This window comes from Schaalia cardiffensis F0333 (genome assembly GCF_005886435.1).
GTDB lineage: Bacteria > Actinomycetota > Actinomycetes > Actinomycetales > Actinomycetaceae > Pauljensenia > Pauljensenia cardiffensis.
Window position 1 is genome coordinate 1256060 of sequence record NZ_CP040505.1, and the last position, 18408, is coordinate 1274467.

General features: G+C 62.6%; 14 protein-coding genes and 1 tRNA gene. 7 read left to right on the forward strand and 8 right to left on the reverse strand.

Annotation, left to right across the window (positions count from 1 at the left end; all coding sequences use genetic code 11):
* Positions 1–42 precede the first annotated feature (42 nt).
* The 3 genes from ettA to orn form a co-directional block, all read right to left on the reverse strand.
* Positions 43–1725: an energy-dependent translational throttle protein EttA gene (gene ettA / locus FFA61_RS05220; RefSeq protein ID WP_005964195.1), complete on the reverse strand. Its 1683-nt coding sequence runs from the start codon at positions 1723–1725 to the stop codon at positions 43–45.
* Between the two features lie 168 nt (positions 1726–1893).
* Positions 1894–2604, reverse strand: a complete 711-nt coding sequence (locus tag FFA61_RS05225; RefSeq protein WP_165544471.1) for a single-stranded DNA-binding protein — start codon at positions 2602–2604, stop codon at positions 1894–1896.
* 255 nt (positions 2605–2859) lie between these two features.
* On the reverse strand, positions 2860–3447 hold the full coding sequence (gene orn / locus FFA61_RS05230; RefSeq protein ID WP_040314335.1) for an oligoribonuclease: 588 nt from the start codon (positions 3445–3447) through the stop codon (positions 2860–2862).
* A gap of 160 nt (positions 3448–3607) precedes the next feature.
* Here orn and ilvA point away from each other — a divergent pair, with 160 nt between their 5' ends.
* Positions 3608–4909 carry a threonine ammonia-lyase IlvA gene (gene ilvA, locus FFA61_RS05235; protein ID WP_040314151.1) on the forward strand — a complete coding sequence of 434 codons (1302 nt, stop codon included), beginning with the start codon at positions 3608–3610 and terminating at the stop codon, positions 4907–4909.
* 223 nt (positions 4910–5132) lie between these two features.
* On the opposite strand, the gene FFA61_RS05240 is transcribed toward ilvA, so the two are convergent.
* The 3 genes from FFA61_RS05240 to FFA61_RS05250 all read right to left on the reverse strand — a co-directional run bounded on the left by FFA61_RS05240 (position 5133) and on the right by FFA61_RS05250 (position 9274).
* On the reverse strand, positions 5133–5567 hold the full coding sequence (locus FFA61_RS05240) for a winged helix-turn-helix domain-containing protein (protein ID WP_005964202.1): 435 nt from the start codon (positions 5565–5567) through the stop codon (positions 5133–5135).
* 329 nt (positions 5568–5896) lie between these two features.
* Entirely contained in the window at positions 5897–8203 is a 2307-nt protein-coding gene (gene metE, locus FFA61_RS05245) for a 5-methyltetrahydropteroyltriglutamate--homocysteine S-methyltransferase (protein WP_005964205.1), read from the reverse strand.
* A gap of 84 nt (positions 8204–8287) precedes the next feature.
* Positions 8288–9274 (reverse strand): methylenetetrahydrofolate reductase, encoded by a 987-nt coding sequence (locus FFA61_RS05250; protein ID WP_005964207.1) that lies wholly within the window; start codon positions 9272–9274, stop codon positions 8288–8290.
* Positions 9275–9599: 325 nt separating this feature from the next.
* Between FFA61_RS05250 and FFA61_RS05255 the strand changes: the two genes are divergently transcribed.
* The 5 genes from FFA61_RS05255 to FFA61_RS05275 are packed head-to-tail and all read left to right on the forward strand — an operon-like array spanning position 9600 to position 16499.
* A complete protein-coding gene (locus FFA61_RS05255) occupies positions 9600–10187 on the forward strand; it encodes an ECF transporter S component (RefSeq protein WP_005964209.1) in 588 nt (195 codons plus the stop codon).
* Positions 10184–12088, forward strand: coding sequence for an ABC transporter ATP-binding protein (locus FFA61_RS05260; protein WP_005964210.1), 1905 nt, complete (start codon positions 10184–10186; stop codon positions 12086–12088). The genes FFA61_RS05255 and FFA61_RS05260 overlap by 4 nt, the downstream gene beginning before the upstream one ends.
* Positions 12085–13014, forward strand: coding sequence for an energy-coupling factor transporter transmembrane component T (locus FFA61_RS05265; protein WP_005964212.1), 930 nt, complete (start codon positions 12085–12087; stop codon positions 13012–13014). Before FFA61_RS05260 ends, FFA61_RS05265 begins: the two co-directional genes overlap by 4 nt.
* Before the next feature lie 6 nt (positions 13015–13020).
* A complete protein-coding gene (locus FFA61_RS05270; RefSeq protein WP_005964214.1) occupies positions 13021–14751 on the forward strand; it encodes an ABC transporter ATP-binding protein in 1731 nt (576 codons plus the stop codon).
* Positions 14748–16499, forward strand: coding sequence for an ABC transporter ATP-binding protein (locus FFA61_RS05275; RefSeq protein WP_005964216.1), 1752 nt, complete (start codon positions 14748–14750; stop codon positions 16497–16499). Before FFA61_RS05270 ends, FFA61_RS05275 begins: the two co-directional genes overlap by 4 nt.
* A gap of 58 nt (positions 16500–16557) precedes the next feature.
* On the opposite strand, the gene FFA61_RS05280 is transcribed toward FFA61_RS05275, so the two are convergent.
* Positions 16558–16630 (reverse strand) — tRNA-Arg (locus FFA61_RS05280).
* A 327-nt stretch (positions 16631–16957) separates the two neighbouring features.
* The gene (gene rpmF / locus FFA61_RS05285) at positions 16958–17128 is read right to left on the reverse strand and encodes a 50S ribosomal protein L32 (protein WP_005964219.1); all 171 of its coding nucleotides are present in this window, start codon (positions 17126–17128) and stop codon (positions 16958–16960) included.
* A 531-nt stretch (positions 17129–17659) separates the two neighbouring features.
* Between rpmF and FFA61_RS05290 the strand changes: the two genes are divergently transcribed.
* Positions 17660–18316 carry a YigZ family protein gene (locus FFA61_RS05290; protein ID WP_040314154.1) on the forward strand — a complete coding sequence of 219 codons (657 nt, stop codon included), beginning with the start codon at positions 17660–17662 and terminating at the stop codon, positions 18314–18316.
* Positions 18317–18408 lie beyond the last annotated feature (92 nt).

Sequence of the window (18408 nt, forward strand, 5' to 3'; positions counted from 1 at the left end):
CATGAGCCTCGACCCCACGATTGCGTACTTCTGGGACGAAGATCAGTCTCGCGTGAGCTTGCGGTGCGTCACACGATGCGGAGCGGCAGCCTCCTGGCCGAGGCGTTCAATCTTGTTCTTCTCATAGGACTCGAAGTTGCCCTCGTACCAGTACCACTGGGCCGGGTTATCCTCAGTGCCCTCCCAAGCGAGGATGTGCGTCGCAACGCGGTCAAGGAACCAACGGTCGTGGGTGACGACGACCGCACACCCGGGGAACTGGAGGAGAGCATTCTCCAGGGAACCGAGGGTCTCGACATCAAGGTCGTTCGTGGGTTCGTCGAGGAGCAGAAGATTACCGCCCTGTTTGAGGGTGAGCGCAAGGTTGAGACGGTTGCGCTCACCACCGGAAAGGACCCCCGCGGGCTTTTGCTGGTCAGGCCCCTTGAAGCCGAATGCGGAAACGTAGGCGCGCGAGGGCATTTCCACATTCCCGACCTGGATGAAGTCGAGACCATCGGAGACGACCTCCCACAGGCTCTTATCCGGGTCGATACCAGCCCGGTTCTGATCCACGTAGGAGATCTTCACTGTCTCGCCGATCGTGAGCTCTCCCCCATCAAGGGGTTCGAGGCCGACGATCGTCTTGAAGAGGGTCGTTTTGCCCACGCCGTTCGGGCCGATGACCCCAACGATGCCATTGCGCGGGAGGGAGAAAGAAAGGCCCTCAATGAGAGTGCGCTCTCCAAAACCCTTCTTCAGATCCTTCGCTTCGATGACGACAGAACCCAAACGCGGGCCCGGCGGGATCTGAATCTCCTCGAAGTCGAGCTTACGAGTGCGCTCGGCCTCGGCAGCCATCTCCTCGTAGCGTTCAAGACGAGCCTTCGACTTCGCTTGGCGGCCCTTCGGATTCGAACGAACCCACTCGAGTTCTTCCTTGAGGCGCTTCGCGAGCTTCGCGTCCTTTTGCCCCTGAACCTGCAGACGCTTTTCCTTCGTTTCAAGGTAGGTCGAGTAGTTGCCCTCATAGGGGTAGAGGTGGCCGCGGTCGACCTCGGCGATCCAACCGGCGACGTGATCGAGGAAGTAACGGTCGTGGGTGACGGCAATGACGGCGCCCGCGTAGGTCGACAGGTGCTTTTCGAGCCACAGCACGGACTCGGCATCCAGGTGGTTCGTCGGCTCGTCGAGGAGGAGCAGGTCCGGAGCCTCAATGAGGAGCTTGCACAGTGCAACACGACGGCGCTCACCGCCGGAGAGCACATTGACGGGCTGGTCCGCAGGCGGGCAGCGCAGAGCATCCATCGCCTGCTCAAGCTGGGAGTCGATGTCCCAGGCGTTAGCGGCGTCGAGGGCGTCTTGGAGTGTGCCCATCTCCTCCATAAGGGAGTCGAAATCCGCGTCCGGGTTCGCCATCTCCTCAGAGATCTCGTTGAAGCGCTGAAGCTTCGAGTAGATCTCACCGGCGCCCATGCGCACGTTCTCGATCACGGTCTTCGACTCGTCAAGTTTCGGTTCCTGCTCGAGGATGCCGACTGTGTATCCGGCAGTGAGGCGAGCCTCGCCATTGCTCGGTTCGTCGAGCCCGGCCATGATCTTGAGGATCGAGGACTTGCCCGCACCGTTCGGACCGACCATGCCGATCTTCGCGCCCGGGAAGAAGGACATGCTGACGTCGTCGAGGATCACTTTGTCCCCGTGCGCCTTACGAGCCTTAATCATCTGGTAGATGTACTCAGCCACTGGTCTCCGTCCAAGGTGGTGGGTGTGCGACGCCAGCGCCGCCTTATCCCCTCCATGCTAGGACACGCCCCGGCTTTTGAACCCCTCCCACTGCCCTCCGGGAGCGTGGCCATGACCACGAAGCCACTGCACTACTCGTGCTGCGCACTCCTCAAACACCTTGGTCCTTCACTCGTAGCGCATCCCCACGACATTGAGATCCGCAGGGGACTCCTGTGCTTCCTCTTCCACGGCCTTTCCTGAAGTCGATGCTTGACCTGCAAAGGCGCTTCGCTCCGCGTCCCCGACGTCCTCGTTCGGGCTGATCGGGGCAAGCAGCGGGGAGGATTCCTCTTGAGCCGTACCGCACAGCACCTCATCTTCTCCGGGCAGTGCGGGGCGCATGAACTTAGCGTCCTGGACCGGCGAAGAACTCAAGGATGGAGAGACCTCTTCAAGAGGCGAGGGAGGCGCGTTCAACTCTCCTGCTTCAACTTCACCCGAGCTGGGGTCGCCATTGTCCCGCTCGAGCCAATGCCTTTCCCTTTTTTCATAGCGCGCCCGACCATTGGCAAGATCGTGGCCGATCGACTGGGCGGTAATAACGAGTTCCGATCGGGCGAGACCATCATCTTTAGCGATCCACGCGTTCGCCGTGGGCCGCCCTACGACGATGACGGGTTCGCCCTTCCTCAAGGATTGGAAGACGTTCTCGGCGAGACGCTCCCAGGCTCGGACCGTGTACCAATGAGTGCGTCCTTGAGTGAGGACTCCGTCCGCCGAAGCAAACCAGTTGGTGACTGCCAGACGAAAACGAACGGTCATCTGTCCGTTCTTCGTTCGGGTCGCCGCCAGGTCTGTTCCGACGCGTCCGCGCAGTGTGATGGTGGTGTCGCTCATGATTCCTCCTTGTCGCTCCATGCCGATTCCTTGTCGGCGAGTTTGAGTGAACTCAGAATCCACCAGGCAGGAAACGCAGGCGGCTGTCCGTGCCTCCCCTTGTGGATCCAGAACAAGGGGGCCCTGGACTGTGGACGAAAACAGAGAGACAAGATGAGGCCGGGACGGGGAAGAGGATGCCGAGACGGCGAATGCGGGAGCGCACGAAGACGAGGGGCAACACAATCGCAGCCCCTCGTCCTAATCAGCGCAGGACTACTCGTCCTCGCCGATCGCGGGGATCTTCAAGGCGAGAGCATCCTTGAGCGCAGCCTTCGCCTGAGCGCGAGTCACAGGTTCAGCGGGGAAAAGGACACGACGGTAGTACTCGAGTTCCTGAATGGATTCAAGAATGTCCGCGAGCGCCCGGTGGCCCCCGTGCTTCACGGGCGCGTTCTCGAAGGCCCGCCGGTGCCAGCGCTTGGCGAGTTCCTTGACGGAGGAAACGTCAACGATGCGGTAGTGGAGGTGGTCGATGACGCTGGGCATGTAGGCCTCGAGGAACATCTTGTCCGTTCCGACGGAATTGCCCGCCAAGAGGGCCTTGCCCTGCTCGGGGACGAAGCGGCGAATGTAGTCGAGGACTTGCCCAGTGGCTTCTTCGAGGCTCAGGCCACCTTCGAGTTCGTCAAGGAGGCCCGAAGTAGTGTGCATGTTTCTCACGAAATCGTTCATGTTCTCCAGCGCTGCGGCTGGCGGTTTGATGAGGACATCGATTCCCTTATCGACGATCTTGAGATCTGCGTCGGTGATGACGACTCCGACCTCGACCAGTGCATCCTTGTGCACATCGAGGCCGGTCATTTCGCAGTCGATCCAGACGAGAGGATCCTTGAGCTGTGCAGTCATGCCCACTAGTTTAAGTCGCGCATGCTCACGGGCTGAGCGCGCCACCTGGTTCGGCGAAGAGGCCACTAGACTCCTGAAGAGTTTGCGGGCGTTTACTTCGTTGAAGGAGGAGAAGATGAGTGATACGGCCACACCCTGGTCCACACCGGGAGCGACTCCCCAGGATATTGAGGACGCCGCTGCCATCCTTCGCGGGGTCGTGCATGAGACCGAGCTCTTCTCTTCCGCGCGACTTTGTGAGCACACCGGGGTTGAAGTTCTTCTCAAGCGTGAAGACCAGCAACGGTGCCGCTCTTTCAAGGTTCGTGGTGCTTTCGCCCGTATGAGTGCCTTGTCCCCTGTCGAGCGCGAACGCGGCGTCGTGTGCGCCTCGGCGGGCAATCACGCCCAGGGCGTTGCCTATGCCTGTCAGACTCTGGGGGTTCATGGGACGATCTACCTGCCGTCGAACACTCCCCGGCAAAAGCGCAACCGCATTGCAGTGATCGGCGGGGACTGGGTTGAGCAGGTGATCGTGAATGGCACTTTCGACAAGGCGAATGCCCTCGCTCAAGAAGCTGCTCGTTCAACCGGCCGGATCTACGTCCACCCCTATGATGATCCGCTGACGATCGCCGGTCAGGGCACGATCGCCGTGGAGTTGTGCGATCAGCTTCCCGCCGACACGGCCGCAGTCCTCGTCCCCGTTGGCGGTGGGGGTCTTCTCGCGGGTATCGCGACCTGGCTCAAGCACGCGCGCCCCGAGATTCGCGTCATCGGCGTCGAGCCCGAGGGGGCGGCCTCAATGCGCGCCGCACTGGACGAGGGCGAGCCCGTGAAGCTGGAGAGAGTGGATCCTTTCGTGGACGGCACCGCCGTTGGCCGCGCCGGTTCCCTTGCTTTCGACACGGTCCGCCGTCTCGTCGACGATGTGCTCCTCGTCCCCGAGGGGGCTGTGTGCACAGAGATGCTCAGCCTTTACCAATCCGAGGGGATCATCGCCGAGCCTGCGGGCGCTTTGGCCTCGTGTGCGATTCACGAGCATTTGGCAAGCCCCGAGCAGCGTCTGAAGATTCTTGGCCGATCCGATGGGGCGCTCCTTGCGATCGTGTCGGGAGGCAACAACGATCTCACCCGCTACGCGGAGGTCATGGAGCGTTCGCTTCGCCACGAGGGCTTGCGCCACTACTTCCTCGTCACCTTCCCCCAGCAGCCGGGAGCCTTGCGCATGTTCCTCGAAGATGTTCTGGGCCCGAGCGACGACATCGTTCACTTCGAATACACGAAGAAGAACAACCGGGAGTCGGGGCCGGCACTCGTCGGCATTGACATCGCGTTCAAGAGTGACATTGATGGGCTGCGCCGACGCATGGAGGACTCCCCTCTTCACGTCGAAGAAGTGCCTGCTGATTCGGAGATCTTCCGCCTGCTGGTCTAAGCCTTCGTCTCGACTTCGGCCCCTCACCCTATCGCCGTTCCTCCTGCCTGTGTGCGGATCTTCCCAGGTGGAGGAGGGGCCACTTCATCTTGTGCTCTTCCCCTGCTTTTCCATGCTTGCGGCTCTTCGTGTGCGGGCTACTTCCTCGCATCCCCTTGTGCACCTCATTCGCCGCATGATGATGCTCTTCGTGTGCGGGCTCCTCAGTGACCGCCTGCGCGGATCACGCGGCGAGGGTGTGAACCCTGAAGGACTTGACTCGGACCCCGGGAGCGGAGTTGAAGCGGTATCCCTGGCCACGCAGGGTAGTGATGAGTTCGGGGGCGCCCTCGATCTTCTTGCGCAGACGCCGAATATGCGCGTCAATGGTGCGCGAGGAGGAGTCCAGGCCTGAGCCGTGCCAGACGGTGTCGTGAAGCTCTTCGCGACTCACGGTGCGGTCGGCGTTCTTCGCCAAATAGCCGAGCAGTTCAAGTTCTTTTGCGCATAGCTCGATGCGTCCGCCGTGGATATCCAAGGTTCCGCGGTCGATGTCAAACTCGACATGGGCGGGCGTGAGGCGCAGGCCGGCGAGAATGTCGACAAACTCTTCGAAACTTGTCTGCGGGGCAGCGTCGAGATCAATGCTGGACGTGGAGGGGGTGTTGACGAGGGTCATGTCGTGTATCCGATTCTTCGGTGCCGCAGGACCCGGCATATGGGGGCCTTCTTCAGGGCGGCAGTGATCGACTGGGGATGGGAGGGTCGATCAGATACACATTCGCGCACGCATGGAACCGCACAGGCTGCGGGGCATAATGCAGGCGAAAGTCGTCATGGCCACGAGTATGCCCTGCGTTGAACATCCACGCCAGCCGAGTACCGCATGTCGAGACTGTGGAACACGACATGCGCGACACGCGGGAGGGGCCCGGCGCTGCCGAACCCCTCCCAGGTCAGAGCGCGCAATCATTGCGCGCAGGTCCCATGTTTCGAAGCTCCCCCGACTCAGAGGGCTTCGCGAGCCTCCTTCGTCGCCTCAACGAGATGCGAAAGAGAGGCTAGGGTCTCCTCGTAGCCGCGGGTCTTGAGGCCGCAGTCGGGGTTGATCCACAGGCGCTTCGCCGGGATTGCGCCGAGGGCCGCGTCGATGAGCGAGCGGATCTCCTCAACCGAGGGGATGCGCGGCGAGTGGATGTCCCACACGCCCGGACCGATGCCGTGGTCGAAACCGGCTTCGGCGAGTTCAGGGAGGACCTCCATGCGTGAGCGGGCCGCTTCGATCGAAGTGACATCAGCGTCGAGGGCGGCGATCGCGTCGATGATCTGCCCGAACTCCGAGTAGCACAGGTGGGTGTGGATCTGTGTATTGGGTCGAACGCCTGCGGTTGCGACCCTAAAGGAGTCGACCGACCAGCGCAGGTAGTCAGCGTGGTCCTCGGCATCGAGTGGGAGGAGTTCACGCAGGGCGGGCTCGTCGACCTGGATGATCGCGATTCCAGCGGCCTCGAGGTCCTCGACCTCGTCACGCAGTGCGAGGCCGATCTGGTCGGCAACTTCGGCGAGCCCCAGGTCATTGCGCGGAAAGGACCAGGCAATGATCGTCACCGGGCCGGTGAGCATTCCCTTGACGGGCTTGTCGGTGAGCGACTGGGCGAAAGCGGCCCAGTCGACGGTCATCGCCTTCGGGCGGGCGACGTCGCCCCACAGGATCGAGGGGCGGGTGCAGCGCGAACCATAGGACTGGACCCAGCCGTTACGAGTGGCGGCGAATCCGTCGAGGAGCTCGGCGAAGTACTGGACCATGTCGTTGCGCTCGGCCTCACCGTGGACGAGGACATCGAGCCCGAGCTTTTCTTGGAGGGCCACGACCTCGGCGATCTCCCGCTCAATGCGGGCGCGATAGTCGGCGTCGGAGAGAGTACCCTTCGCGTGTGCTGCGCGCGCCTTGCGGATGTCGGTGGTCTGCGGGAAAGAGCCGATGGTCGTCGTCGGAAGGGCTGGCAGGGCGAGACGCGCATCTTGTGCCGCGGCCCGTTCACCATAGGGCGCCCGGGCGCGTTCGGATTCGCCGAGTGCGCCGACCCGTTCGCGGATCTCGGGGCGGACAACCCCAGGGGCTGTGGCCCGCTCGCGAAGAATACGGGTGGATTCCTCGATCTGGGGGGCGATCGCGTCGAATCCTTCGTTGATTCCCTTCGCGAGGGTAACGACCTCGCCGACCTTCTGATCGGCGAAGGCGAGCCAAGCGTGGAGGTTCGCGTCAAGTTCGGGGTCGTCCCAGGTTTCGAGGGCGGTGTCGTGGGGCACGTGCTGGAGGGAGTTCGTCGTCGCGACGCACAGCGAGCGGGCCCCGAGGAGTTTCGCTTTTTCAAGGAGTGCTGCCGTCTGGGCAAGGTCTGCGCGCCAGATCGAACGGGCGTCGATCGCGCCCACAACAAGGTCGACGCCGCCAAGGTCGAGCGTTCCCGGCTCGGGCAGGGCGCCGAGTCCGAGGGCGAGATGGATCGCCTCGACCCCGCAGCTCGCGAGCGCAGGCAGTGCGCTGAGCCCGTTCCCGTAGGGCGTGGTGACGAGGATTCTGGGGCGATTGGAAGTGCCTGCCAATTCCGTGTACGCCGATTTGGCGAACTCGGCGAGCTCGAGCCTCGTGCGCGAAAGGTTGTCGGAGACGAGGGCGGGTTCGTCGAATTGAACCCAGGTCGCTCCCGCTTCCTCGAGGCGCGAGAGGAGCGTGGCGTAGACGGCTTGGACTTCAGGGAGGCGCTCGAGCGGGTCGTAGCCTTCGGGCGCCTGCTCGTCTGCTTTCGCGAGGGCGAGGTAGGTGACGGGGCCGACGATGACGGGGCGGGTGAGATAGCCCCAGTTCTTCGCTTCGAGGAAACGTTCGACGTAGCGGTCATCGGCGTAGGAGATCGGGGTATTGGGGCCGATCTCAGGGACGAGGTAGTGGTAGTTCGTGTCAAACCATTTCGTCATCTCCTCCGGCGCGCTCCCCTGGTCGCCGCGGGCGAGGGCGAAGTGGAGTTCGAGTCCGCGCCGGCCCTCGAAGCGCGCGGGCACGGCTCCGAGCAGGCTTGTCACGTCGAGGACCTGGTCGTAGAGGGAGGAGTTCTCCGGAAGGGAGGCGTCCTGGGCGCGCAGGCCGAGTTCGACGAGGCGCGCGAGGTTTGCCTGTCGCAGCTCGGCTTCGGCTTTGAGGAGCTCTTCGGCGCTCGTCCGTCCGGCCCAATGGGCTTCGAGTGCTTTCTTCAGTTCTCGGTTCCTCCCAATGCGGGGGTAGCCGAGGATCGTTGCTGCGGGGAAGGTCGTCATGCTTGGCTCTCCTGTGGTGAGTGCGGGGGTTCGGGGGGCGACGCCGAGGCGCCGCTGTGTTCAGTCGATCAGTGGATGATGGGGTCACTCGGTGACGGAGGCACCGAGGCGTCCGGATTCGGGAAAGGGCGTGGGGCCGTGGCCGAGCCGAGAGAGGATGTCCAGGGCGGGACGCGCCTTGTTGAAGGTGAAGAGGTGCACGCCGGGGGCTCCTCCTTTGACGACCTCATCGGCGAGGCTGGCTGCAAGACCGACCCCGAGCTCGTGTCGACTCTCGGGGTCCTGTGCCCCTGAGAGGGTGTCGACAATGTGGGGTGGGACTTCAATACCGGATAGTTCAGTGACGCGCTTGAGGCGGGCGAGCTCGGTCGGTGGGAGGATCCCGGGGACGATGGGGATCGTGACGCCGAGGCGACGGCAGCGCTCAACGAAGGACAGGTAAGTGTCGGCCTCCCAGAAAAGTTGCGTAATCGCGAAGTTTGCGCCTGCGGCTTGTTTGAGCAGGAGGCGCTCGGCCTCCTGCTGCGGGCTTGTCCCCGCTGCGGGGTTGCCTGCGGCGAAGGCTGCGACGGCAATGGTGAGGGGCGCGAAGGCGGCACGCAGGGCTTCTGCGGGGTGGTAGTCGCAGCGCCGTTTTTCGACGGTGCGGATGAGGTGGATGAGTTCGATGGCGGATCGGACTCCCCCGGCTTCTGGCTCCCAGTCGGGGTCATCGGCCGGAGGGTCGCCCCGCAGTGCGAGGAAGGTCCGTGTTCCTGAGTCGAGCGCGTCGGCGACGGCGTCGAGGACGTCGACGGTTGAGTTGCCGACGCAGGTGATGTGGGCGATCGGGTGGACGGGCGCGTTGCGGGCGAGTTCGGCGACGACTTCGCGGGCACTCGAGCGGTCTTTCCCTCCGGCCCCGTAGGTGACGGAAAGGAAGTCGGGACGGGCGGTGAGGAGTTCGTCGATTGTGTGCCAGAACTTCGGGGCGGCCGAGGGCACACGCGGCGGCATCACTTCGAATGAGATGAGGGAAGGCTCGTGCTCGTGTGTGCAGGGGGTCGCGTACGCCTCGTCGGGCGGGGTCATGGTGGGTCCTGTCTCCGGGTGCGCCTTGTGGCGCGGGGTCACTGGTGATCGTGGGGAGGAGTCAGGAGCGCATTCGGGCGCGCGCGTTGCCGAGTCGGGCGGCAAAGGCTGTGTGCGTCATACACGCATTGTGCTCATGATCGTCGAGCGGGCAGCAGTCTGGGTCCGATAGTTGAACGCGTGTAACACGAGGAGTTCGGAAAACAAGAGAGAAGCCGCGAAGGGGTGGAACCGCTTTTCATTTGTTGACCCTCACTTTACTTAGGTCGCCCTTAGCTGTTATGAATGTGGGGTCATCCACACTGATCATCGGCTAAGGAACACCATGTCGGACCTCGCAGAGCACATCCACACCTCCAAGCACTCGGGTGTGCGTAACTCCGTTCTCGGCACTCGAAACCTCATGACGATCGCAGCGCTCAGCCTCGTCGGTTCCCTCCTCGTTGTTCCCCTCTCGATCTTCACCCCGGTCTTTGCGACAACCCCACGCGCTCTGATCATCTTGTGCGCCCTCATGGGGGCCTGGTACATCGCCTACCTCCTGCCCGGCCTCTTCGTCCCCCGCCCCGGAGCCTTCCTCGTCGCAGGCCTCCTTATGGGTATCATTGCCACTTTCACCACACCCCTGGGGCCCTCGGCGATCATCGGCAACCTCATCGGCGCCGCTTTCCTTGAGATTCCCGTTCTCCTCTTCCTCTACAGGAAATGGAGCTGGTGGGTTCACGCGATCGGTGCGACCATCTTCGGCGGATTCAACTCCACCATGTACGGCAGCGCCTACCACATCGCCCAGGACTCCCTGCAGTTCAGCCTCGGGATCGTTTTCTCCCTCGCCTCCTGCTATCTCACTCTCGCCCTCGCGCTCCTTCTCAAGCGCAGGCTCGCTCGAGCCGGAGTCGGAGTGAAGCAGTGAGTACGCTCGCCCGTCTCATCGAGGCGAGCGTCCAATACCACGGCTGCGAGCAAAGGATCCCACGCACCCCGCTGAGTCTCACCCTCGAAGAGGGCACCTCCACTTTGCTCATCGGCCCCTCCGGCTGTGGGAAGTCGAGTCTCTCCCTCACCCTGAACGGGCTCATCCCTCACTCTGTGCCCTCCTCCTACCGCGGGTCGATCCTCGTCAAGGGCCTCGAAGTGGCGGACACCGATATTGCTGAACTTTCCAGGCTCGTCGGGATCGTCATGCAGGATCCGGACGCGCAGATCGTCACGAAATGCGTCTGGGACGAAGTGTGCTACGCCCTCGAGAACTTGTGCATGGAGCGAGAAGAGATCATTGAGCGCGCAAGCCGTGCACTCCACTTCCTGCGCATCGCACATTTGGCTGAACGCGACCCGTGGACTCTGTCGGGAGGTCAGCGTCAGCGCGTCGTCCTCGCAGGAGCACTCGCCCTCGAGCCGCGTCTGCTCATCCTCGACGAGCCGACTGCGAACCTCGATCCGGCCTCCGCACAAGACTTCCACGATGCGCTCTTCACCGTCATGGACGAGGGAACAAGCATCCTCATCGTCGAACACACCCTCGATGAACTCGCGCACCGGGTCGACGCGGTTTATGCCCTGGACGCCACGGGCGCGCTGATCGCCCAGGGCCGCCCCGAAGAGGTCTTCTCCGATCATGCCCGCGAACTCGTTTCAGCCGGGATCCGCGTCCCCACAGCCATTACCCTCGGTCTGCGCCTAGGCCTCGAGCGCCCGCCCCTTCACCCCCAAGCCGCCGTCAAGATGCTCGCCTCCCTGCCCCTATCACGCCTCGTCCACTCCACGCACACCAAGGAGAACGAGGACGCCTCTCCAGCTTCGCAAGGCCGTCAACGCTTCAATGACGAGGGCACACAAGAGAATCGGCGCGACACGAGAGCGGGCGTGAACACTCACAATTTACCCGAGCATGCTCCTCAACAGGCGCACCCCCCACTGTCGGGCGCAGGGCTGAAGCACAGCACCGCCTGGAACCTCGATCCTCAACACGAGCAGACCCCGCCTCCTGTTCTTTCCCTGCGCTCACTCGAAGTCAATCGGGGCTCAACGCAGATCCTCAAAGGAATCGACCTCGATATCTTCCCCGGGGAAATGATCGCCCTCCTCGGAGCGAACGGATCAGGAAAGACAACGCTCCTGCGCAGCCTCGTCGGACTCGAAAAACCCGCTTCGGGCACCATCCGTGTCCACGGCGAAGAACTCACGGGCTGGAATCGGCCCAGGAGTCTGCGAAAAGCGGCGACCCTCGTCACTCAGAACCCCGAGCACCAGTTCGTCACTTCCTCCGTGCGCAATGAACTCGCCCATTCCATGAGGCTCGCGAGACACCCTCAGGAACGGATCGACCAGGTCATCGCCTCACTTCTCGAGGAATACGGGCTCAAAGACTTGGCCGAGGACAATCCCTTCACCCTCTCAGGCGGGCAGAAGCGCCGACTGAGCGTCGCAGCCGCATTAACGGTCCCGCGAGACCTTCTGCTCCTCGACGAGCCGACTTTCGGACAAGATGAACATTCGATCGACGCTCTCATGACTCATATGCGTAACTTCGCCCGCAGTGGAGGTTCTGTCCTCTTCGCCACCCACGATCTCGAACTCGCTGCCTCCTGTGCCGACCGGGTCCTCATCCTCTGTGCGGGACGGATCGCAGGCTCAGGTGACACGACAGCGCTTATGGGAGACGAACAGCTCCTCGAATCTTGTGGACTTATTCCCACTCCCCTGGCTCGCTTGTGCGCCTCAGCGCGTCGGCGGGGGATTCCTGTGCCCGCATGGACGTCCTGGAAGGACGTTCCCGATCTGAGGACAACTTCAAAGGACCGTCGCCTATGACTCTCATCGATACGCGCGCCCAATCCGATTTTCGAGCGCATCCGAAGCTTGTGGGCTCCTCTTCCCCTCAAGACAGGCTCGAAGACCACGCCCCGAGTGCGCCAGTGCCCCAGTCGCTTGTGCTTGCACCACCAGAGCCCGTCATACCGGGCCTTGCAGGCCGCGTCCGGTTCGATCCTCTCGCTCCCCTCGTGGCGATCCTCCCCCTCATCGCGCTCACTGGAACCAGCCTCTCTTGGCATCCAGCTGCCCTCATCCTCGTCCTCGTCGCCCCCATGCTCCTCGTCGCTCAAGCTCGACGCGGCTCCCTCAGCCTCCTTTTCCTCCTCCTGTTCATCGTGCTCCTCACCCTCGGCTGTGCGAGCGCGCCCCCAAGCGTGAACCTCCACGATGACGCGAGCCTGTTCACCGCTTGGCCCTGGTTCTCGCCCGAGCATTGGAACTCCGCTTTCAACGTCTCGGCGCGCATTGGCGCAATCCTCGCGCTCATCCTCCTCGCAGGCCTCTTATCCGATCCTTCCGACACGATCCGTGCCTTCGTTGTGCACCTGCGCATGCCCTCGCGAATCGGGCAGGCCGGAATCGCGGCCCTCGGATTTACAAGCCTCCTGCGCCGTGAGCACCGTGCGATCCGCGAAGCCCACCTCCTTCGCGGCTCCAGCTTCGATCTACCCATCCTCGAAACGGGGCTGCGATGGCTCAGATCCGCTCCCGCTCTCATCGCCGGAGCCATCCGCCACGCGGAAAGAGTCTCCATGTCCATGGATGCTCGCGCCTTCGGAGCCTACCCCCGGCGAACTGAACGCTCCGACTTTTCCTGGCGCCGACGCGACACGCTCCTCCTCATCTGCGCCTTCACCGCCACCGTCGTCCTCGTGAGATTCATGTGGGACTCCGGCTTCGTCTTGACCCCCACTCGCTCCTGAAAACTCATGACACCACCAATCACACTCTCACAGCTCCTACGCCCCGTCCGCGTCCCACTCGCGGCGGTCTTCACCTGCGGTTTCCTCTCCGCAGGCTTCACTCTTCTGTCCCCCATCGCCGTTACCCGCCTCGCAACTGAAGCGCTCGAAGCCTCTTTGAGCACCGAAGAGATCTGGTTCTGGCTCTCGATGATCCTCCTCGGATTGGCAAGCGCCCACATCCTCTCCCACGGGGCGACCGGATACGCGCACTACATCGAGTTCCGATTCCGGCGCGACCTTCGCGAACGCATCTCCCGTCATGTCAGCGCCCTCCCCTTAGGCTGGTTCGTCAAGGAATCCTCGGGCCGAGTGCGCACAATCATTGCCGAGGATGTCACGAAGATCCACACGATCATCGCCCACCTGGGGACCGACCTCGGTGCCGCCCTCGGCACTCTCCTCCTCGGCTCGATCTACCTGTTCTCCCTGTCCTGGGCCTACGCCCTCATCATCATCGCCTGGGTCCTCATCTCCTTGACGATCTTCACGATCGCCATGATGTTCACCCCCGCCTCCGGGATCGCGGAGTTCACCGAAGCGGAAAAGGACCTTGCCTCCTCCACCGTGGAAATGGTCGATGGTATCGCCACCGTCAAAGCCTTCGGCCTGTCGGGCACCCTTTTCAAGCGCTTCTCGAACGCCCTCGAGCGCTACACCACTGCCTCCTACGAGTGGATCAAAGGGCCGGGCAAGCCCATGGCGATCCTTCTCGTTCTCATCTCCCCCGCCGGGATGCTCGCCCCCATCATCATCGGCGGCACAGCGCTCGCTTTCATAGGAGTCATCGAGCCCATCCTCATCGTGCCTTTCCTCCTCGTCGGCGTCACACTTCCTGCGGGCCTCGACTCCGTCGTCCCCCTTGTCCACCTCATCGCTCAGGGCCGGGATGCGGCCGAAAGGATCGGCCAGATTCTCGGACTCCCCCAGTTGCCCGAGCCCTCCCATCCCCAATCTCTTGATCCCGAGGCGCCCGCGGAGGTCGTATTCGAGAAGGTCTCTTTCCGCTACCAGGAAGACTCCCCCGAAGTCCTTTCAGACGTCAACGCCGTCTTCCCCGCAGGTCAGGTCACCGCCATCGTCGGTCCTTCAGGGTCCGGCAAGTCGACACTCGTCAAGCTCATCGCCAGATTCTGGGATGTCAACGAGGGGAGGATCCTCATTGGAGGCATCCCCATCACCGAGCTGCCAAGCTCGGCTCTGCTCTCCGAACTCGCCATCGTCCTCCAAGACGGGGGACTCATCGCCGACACGGTGAAGGCGAATATCCTCCTCGCCCGCCCCTCGGCGATCCACGAGGAGGTTGAAGCCGCCGCCCGCTCGGCACGCATCCACGAACGCATTCTCGAACTGCCCGAAGGCTACGACTCCATTATTGGTACCGAGGGGGTTCACCTCTCAGGGGGTGAAGCTCAGCGCGTCGCACTGGCCCGAGCTTTCCTCTCCAACGCGCCAGTGCTTCTCCTCGATGAGGCGACTGCACAGGCCGACCCTCACTCCGAGCGGCGCATTCAAGAAGCACTCGGAGCACTGTCGAGGGGGCGGACCACCATCGTCATCGCCCACCGTTTGTCCACCATCGTTGACGCCGACCAAATCCTCGTCCTTGATTCGGGGCGGATCGTTGAGCGCGGCACCCACGCCGAGCTCCTCGCGCTCGACGGCACCTATGCGGCACTGTGGAAGGCACAGCAATGATCTCTTTGCTCTTCTCGCTCATTGACTCTCCTCGCTCGATGATCATCACGATCGTCTCTCATGTCCTCTCTGGCGCATTCCAGGGACTTGCTCTCGCTCTGCTTGTCCCTTTCCTTTCCTCTTTCCTCGACTCGGGGCGGGTTGAAGCTCGCTGGCTCATCATGGAGCTCCTTGCGATCGGTGCCTCCATGGCCCTGTCGATGATCGGTTCCGTCACGGCCTTCAAAGTCGCGTCCTTCGACATATGCGGAGACCTGATCCGCAAAGTCGGCTCGCGAGTCCAGGCACTGCCCCTGGGGTGGTTCGACGCGAACTCGGCCGGCCGGGTGACGACGGCGACCTCAACGAGCATCTCCCTCCTGTCTCATCTGCCCTCGATCGTTGTGCCTAAACTCGCCTCAATGGCAGGGACGGCCTTCACGCTCCTCCTCGCCGCCCTCATCTACGACTGGAAGATGGCGCTCGCCATGGCGGCCTGCATTCCGCTGTGCATCATTGCCCTACGCCTCCTCGCTCGCAGTGTGGTGCGCGAGCATGCCGCCGAAGAGGCGGCCATGCAGGATCTGAGCACGAGGATCCTCGAGTTCGCCCGCCTCCAGGCGGTTTTGCGTGCCACGGATTGTCTGAAGGACGGGTGGGAGCCGCTGAATCAGAGCTTCGTACGCGAGCATGAAACGACGCAAAGGGCGGGCCAGGCGAAGGGCCCCGCAGCTTCCCTTTTCCATGCCTCAGTCGTGGCTTCCCTCCTCCTCGCCGTGGGCGTCGCCGCCTTCCAGGTCCTCGGCGGCGTCTTGGAGCCGGGCGTGTTCATCGCCTTGTCGCTCATGGCGGTCCGTTTCGCCGAGCCAATCGGCATGCTCGCCTTCTACGTCGATCCCCTCCACGAGGCCCGCGTTGCTCTCGAGGACATCGCCTCGATCGTGCATGCGCCCCTTCTGCCCAAGGTCGATGAATCTCAGGCCCTTGTCCCCGCAGATCCTTTCGACCTCGAGTTCGATCATGTTGATTTCGCCTACGTGGATGGCACTCCCGTCATCACAGATCTCGATCAGGCTCTGCCGGGTCGCTCCATCACAGCGCTCGTCGGCCCCTCAGGTTCGGGCAAGTCGACTCTTGCTCGTCTCATCGCCCGTTTTTGGGATGTGGATTCCGGTGCGATTCGCCTTGGTGGGCCCGATGTCAGAGAAATCTCGAATGAGGTTCTCATGCAGCGGATCTCGATGGTGTTCCAGGAGGTCTACCTCTTCAATACCTCAATCGAGGAGAATGTGCGGATCGGCCGTCCCACTGCGAGTGACGCGGAACTTGTTGAGGCCGCCGAGCGAGCCGGACTCAGCGAAGTCGTCGAGCGCCTGCCCGAGGGGTGGAAGACCATCGTCGGGGAGGGAGGCTCTGCCCTATCGGGTGGGGAGAGGCAAAGGGTTGCGATCGCTCGTGCTTTCCTCAAGGACTCCCCGGTTCTTCTCCTCGATGAGGCGACGAGCGCCTTGGACGGCGTGAATGAAGCCTCCGTGACCTCCGCTTTGGCGGAGCTGTCCGCGGGACGCTCCGTTGTCGTCATCGCTCATCGTCTCTCCACGATTCGTCGAGCCGACCGCATCCTTGTTCTTCGCGATGGAGCTGTGGAAGCACTCGGCTCGCACGAAGAGCTCTACGAAGCCGGTGGCACCTACCGAGAGTTCTGGGACGACCAGTCGCATGTCGAGCGCTGGAGGATTCGAGGCGAGGAACCCCGGGCTTCGCTGTGAGTTCGGGGGCTACGTGGGCTCGCTCAAGGAGCCCCCGTAGCCTCCGCCGTCGTATCTGCGCCCCCGACAGGACTCGAACCTGCAACCATCGGATTAGAAGGCCGGTGCTCTATCCATTGAGCTACGGAGGCAAGCGCTGGCGCGCATGGTCAAGCCTAGCGGCGATCCGCCTCTCACCCCAATTCGAAGACGCTGTTGTGCGCTGCGCCCCGTGAAGGTGGCACAGCCAGCCCCAATTGACCGAAAACTCACCGCAATTCGGAAAAGGTGTTGTGTGCTGCGCCTGCCCCGCTTTGGGAGCTGCTCACTTGCGATGATAGTTCCCCGCAGATTCTCACCACAGGGGCTGGTCAAGTTGCACAGGTGCGTGCGCTCGCCAGTTCGGGTGTATGCGCTCGCCAGTTCGGGTGAAGAAAAGGCCCGGTGCTCTCGCACCGGGCCCAGCTGCGGATTCGAGGTCAGGCCTCGATGTCCAGCAGACCGTTCTTGTACGCCTTCGCCAGACGGCGCGGAATACGCACCTCACGGCCAGCAACCTTAACGGTGTTGAGCTCGGTGAGATTGGCCTTCCACGTGGAACGGCGAGTGCGGGTGTTTGCACGGGACATCTTTCGCTTCGGAACTGCCATGATCGTGCCTCCCCTCTCTTCTCGGTAGTCGTATGGTCGTTTGGTGGTCTGAGGACCGCCGCCCGACGCTCGGCGCCGCAAGAAGGGCCCGACCGGCCCGTCCCAGTGACGGCAACCCTGAAATATTAGCACGTCACGATCTGCGCTCCGAAGCCAGGCCCCTTCACCTGCGCTGCGATTCTCATTACATCTCCTCCCCGTCTTGCGCTCCCCTCACTACCTTGTGCTCCCCTCAGCATCTTGCGCTTCCTCACTACCTTGCGCTTCCAACACGTGGTGCTTAGGACTCAGTGGACATGAGCAGGACATCAACGAGGTCGAGGCACCCCGAACACCACAGGACGAGCAGTGAGAAAGAGCGCGTACTCATCGCCTACCCTGAAAGATAAGAAGGAGCCCCCAAGGAGCATCGCTCGACGTGCTCTGCGTGTTGAACACAACCCCACGTGTTGAACACAAGCTCCATGGGCCCGCACCAATGTGCCATTGCCCGCGTGGACGCTCAATCGAACCCGGATGAGGAGCATGAAGATGGCGATCATTGAGACGATCCGTGAGGGCAGCGTGATCCACCACGAGATCGAAATCAAGAAGTCCCGCTTCTTGACGACTCTTGCTCGCACGGATTCACCCGAACAAGCCCGAGCCCTCATTGACGCAGTGAAAGCCGAGCATCCGCAGGCGCGCCACAACTGCTCCGCCTATGTGATCCAAGTAGAAGGACGCGATCCGCACCAACACTCAAGCGACGATGGAGAGCCCTCAGGGACAGCCGGCACCCCCATGCTCGAAGCTCTCAAGCTCGCGGGCGTATGGAACGTGACCGCAGTCGTCACCCGTTATTTCGGAGGAATCCTCTTAGGGGGCGGCGGTTTGATTCGCGCCTACTCCACAGCGGTTTCCGAGGCCCTGGCGAAGGCCCCAAGGGCGCATCTCAAAGACATTGAGGTTCTTGAGGCCCACCTTCTCCCAGGCGACGCGGGACGGATCGAAGCGGAGCTTCGTCACGGCAGAGCCGAAATCCTTGGCGTCGACTGGGGAAACGAAGTGAGTATTCGTATCGGCGTGAATCCCGGCGAGCGCGAACCCTTCGATGCTCTCCTCGCTTCACTGTCTTCTGGTGTTTCACAGTTCCACATGGTGGCCACTCGCCGAATCGAGGTGGACGGATCCCACCTGAAGTTGTAAAAGTGTCAGCATGATTGAGCCCCAGCAGATGGACCGGGGAATCCACCCCCACCTCGCTTCGGTGTGCCTGTGTCACTGTCTTGCGGGCGAAT

Excerpts from the sequence above, each read along its gene's own strand:
- FFA61_RS05225 (WP_165544471.1), bottom strand. The coding sequence starts at position 2,604 with ATGAGCGACACCACCATCACACTGCGCGGACGCGTCGGAACAGACCTG.
- orn (WP_040314335.1), bottom strand. The coding sequence starts at position 3,447 with ATGACCGGCCTCGATGTGCACAAGGATGCACTGGTCGAGGTCGGAGTC.
- ilvA (WP_040314151.1), top strand. The coding sequence starts at position 3,608 with ATGAGTGATACGGCCACACCCTGGTCCACACCGGGAGCGACTCCCCAG.
- FFA61_RS05240 (WP_005964202.1), bottom strand. The coding sequence starts at position 5,567 with ATGACCCTCGTCAACACCCCCTCCACGTCCAGCATTGATCTCGACGCT.
- metE (WP_005964205.1), bottom strand. The coding sequence starts at position 8,203 with ATGACGACCTTCCCCGCAGCAACGATCCTCGGCTACCCCCGCATTGGG.
- FFA61_RS05250 (WP_005964207.1), bottom strand. The coding sequence starts at position 9,274 with ATGACCCCGCCCGACGAGGCGTACGCGACCCCCTGCACACACGAGCAC.
- FFA61_RS05255 (WP_005964209.1), top strand. The coding sequence starts at position 9,600 with ATGTCGGACCTCGCAGAGCACATCCACACCTCCAAGCACTCGGGTGTG.
- FFA61_RS05265 (WP_005964212.1), top strand. The coding sequence starts at position 12,085 with ATGACTCTCATCGATACGCGCGCCCAATCCGATTTTCGAGCGCATCCG.
- FFA61_RS05270 (WP_005964214.1), top strand. The coding sequence starts at position 13,021 with ATGACACCACCAATCACACTCTCACAGCTCCTACGCCCCGTCCGCGTC.
- FFA61_RS05275 (WP_005964216.1), top strand. The coding sequence starts at position 14,748 with ATGATCTCTTTGCTCTTCTCGCTCATTGACTCTCCTCGCTCGATGATC.
- rpmF (WP_005964219.1), bottom strand. The coding sequence starts at position 17,128 with ATGGCAGTTCCGAAGCGAAAGATGTCCCGTGCAAACACCCGCACTCGC.
- FFA61_RS05290 (WP_040314154.1), top strand. The coding sequence starts at position 17,660 with ATGGCGATCATTGAGACGATCCGTGAGGGCAGCGTGATCCACCACGAG.